The sequence below is a fragment of the Kitasatospora sp. NPDC059648 genome, assembly GCF_042734825.1.
Lineage (GTDB): Bacteria > Actinomycetota > Actinomycetes > Streptomycetales > Streptomycetaceae > Kitasatospora.
In genome coordinates, this window is the sequence record NZ_JBHWDU010000209.1 from 1 (window position 1) to 2308 (window position 2308).

At 67.6% G+C, this 2308-nt stretch carries 2 protein-coding genes and 2 pseudogenes; 1 reads left to right on the top strand and 3 read right to left on the bottom strand.

All coding sequences use genetic code 11. The annotated features are described in order from the left end of the window. Positions 1 to 123: 123 nt before the first annotated feature. Positions 124 to 492, top strand: coding sequence for a hypothetical protein (locus ACFV1W_RS40455; RefSeq protein ID WP_380422560.1), 369 nt, complete (start codon positions 124 to 126; stop codon positions 490 to 492). A 28-nt stretch (positions 493 to 520) separates the two neighbouring features. Here ACFV1W_RS40455 and ACFV1W_RS40460 read toward each other — a convergent pair. The 3 genes and pseudogenes from ACFV1W_RS40460 to ACFV1W_RS40470 form a co-directional block, all read right to left on the bottom strand. Then, a pseudogene (locus ACFV1W_RS40460) lies at positions 521 to 835 on the bottom strand (transposase); the annotation flags it as partial. A gap of 130 nt (positions 836 to 965) precedes the next feature. Continuing rightward, positions 966 to 2084, bottom strand: coding sequence for a transposase (locus ACFV1W_RS40465; protein ID WP_380422562.1), 1119 nt, complete (start codon positions 2082 to 2084; stop codon positions 966 to 968). 61 nt (positions 2085 to 2145) lie between these two features. Beyond that, positions 2146 to 2298, bottom strand: a pseudogene (locus ACFV1W_RS40470) (transposase domain-containing protein); the annotation flags it as partial. Positions 2299 to 2308 lie beyond the last annotated feature (10 nt).

Consider the following 2308-nt stretch of genomic DNA (forward strand, 5'->3'; position numbering starts at 1 on the left):
ATCACCCGAACCCCGGCCAGCACGCCAGTACGGCCAACGTTCACACGTACGAGCGATCACGAAACAAGAGAAACAGGACTTAACGTCCACTCAGAAGTGGATCAACATCGCTAGGGTCGTCCCATGAGGAAGCCGGTGCTGCGAGCGAGGACCTGGAGCGGAGACTGTTGGGACGACCCTTCCGACGATGCGCTGTTCGATCTACTGAGCGAGATGAATCTGCGCCACCGCTGGGTGATCGTTGAACGGCTGGACGCGGACCCTGCGGGCCAGCACTACATGCAGGTCTGTCTCAACGACGACATGAGCTGTCAGGTCGAGTTCCGGGAAGGCGGACCGGACTTCCACTTCCAGGTGCGGGTAGACGGCCCCTTCGACCTGTACGGCCATGAGATCGTGGCCCAGGTACTCCAGGACTGGGCCTCCGGGCGCCCAAGGTGGCGTGACTCCCTGCCGTGGGTTCCGTGGCCCGCTCCATCCGACGCCCATTGAGCACCCCGGCGGCGGATGTTCGTTCCGCTCACAACCACTCGTTGATGGCGGCGACCAGCACGGTCGCTTCGTAGCGGACGGCGAGTTTGTCGTACCGGGTCGCGACCGCGCGGTGGCGCTTGAGGCGGTTGATCCCGCACTCCACCGCGTGGCGCTCCTTGTAGTCGCCCTTGTCGAACTTAGGCGGGCGGCCCCCGTGGGAACCGCGCTTCCTGCGGTTCGCGATCTGGTCCTTCTTCTCCGGGATCGTGCAGCCGACGTGGCGTCTGCGCAGGTAGGCGCGGTTTGCGCGGGAGCCGTACGCTTTGTCGGCGCGGACCTTGTCCGGCCGAGTCCGTGGTCGTCGGGCTCGGTGAAGACGCCGCCGGGTGAGGTTCCCCCAAGGCCGGGTAGTTAAGGATTTCGGCCGGGGTGCAAGGTGGGGGCCGCTGGTGTGGCGGCTGTCGTGTAGCGGCCCCTGCGGACCTTCTTGATCAGCCCTTTCTCAGCCCAGCGGGTGAGCTGCCGGTAGGTGGTGACGAGGGTGACGTCGCCGAGGAGCTCGGCGATCTCTCTGGCCTGCCAGTGCCGCTCGGGTTCTTGCTGCAGCATGGTGAGGACTCGCGCCATGCGGTTGCTGGTCTTGCCGGGCCGACGTACTGGGGGACGGTGGTCGCCGGCAGTTCGGGGTGGGGTGGCGGGGGCGGCAGGAGGGTGATCGTCACGGAGGCCACCGTCTGGCTGGTGTCGGGGCGGCCGTCCAGTTTCCGTTCCGCATACCGGGAGATGGGCGACTTGACCTTGCGGGTGCTGACGCGCGGCCGACGTGCCGGCAGCAGCGCCGACAAGACGCGGCGGCCGATCGCCCCCATACCCTGCTCGAGGACTCCCTCCGCGCGGATCAGCAGGTCACGGGCGGTCTGGTAGGCGATGGTGAAGCCGCAGCGGTCGGGATCGGTGCCCGGCCGGGACTCCGCCGCCTCGACCATGGCTCGGCGCAGAAGCTGGTAGAGGACCAGCAGGGCCCACATCTCCTGCTCGACGCCGACCGGGTCGCCCGAGCGCAAGACGCGTCCGTCGAGGACGGTGTGACGCAGTGCGTAGTAGGCGCTCTCGTGTTCCCAGCGCTCGTGGTAGAGGCGCACGAGACGGTCGGCGGGGTAGCGGCGGGCGTCCAGCAGGGTGGTCACCAGCCGATAGGAGCCGGCAAAGTCGGTGCCGTCCGAGCAGGCGATGCTGATCTGAGCCTCGATGACGCGCACGGGGACGCCGCCGATGGCCGACAGATACGAGGAGTCAGTAAGGGCCTTTCCGATCGGCGGGCGGCGGCGCTGATTGATGCGGCCCACGATCCGGGCGCCGGTGGCGTGGACAGCGACGAGGAAGTCGTTGCCGTCGAACCCGCGATCCCACAGCACCAGCATGCTGGGGCCCAGATGGTGAAGCAGCCGGGTGGCGTAGGCAGTCTCGCCTACCCCGGTGGGGCCGAACACCGCGCCGATCACCGAGCGGGTTCCGGTCTCGACCAGCGTCATCAACTCGATCTGGGGATAGCCGTGGTGCGGGCAGCCCCCGAGCCAGGCCCGGTTGCGTTCGCTGTCGGGTGTCTTGATGGAACTGCAGCCGTCGAAGGAGACCGTGCGATAGCGTTCCGGCCACCACCTCGAACAGGGCCTTCATCGGGGCACAGCCGATCCGGCGTCGAAGATCGCGCAGACCCTTGGCGGTCGGTGCCGGGTGCAGGTCGTCGATGGCGGCGGTCATCTTGGCCCACACCAGTTCGTATCCGACCTCCGGGAACAGGCACATCGCGAGGAGGAAGTACACCCCGACCCGC

What these genes read in the sequence shown, in the direction of transcription:
- ACFV1W_RS40455 (WP_380422560.1), top strand. Translation starts at nt 124, where the DNA reads ATGAGGAAGCCGGTGCTGCGAGCGAGGACCTGGAGCGGAGACTGTTGG.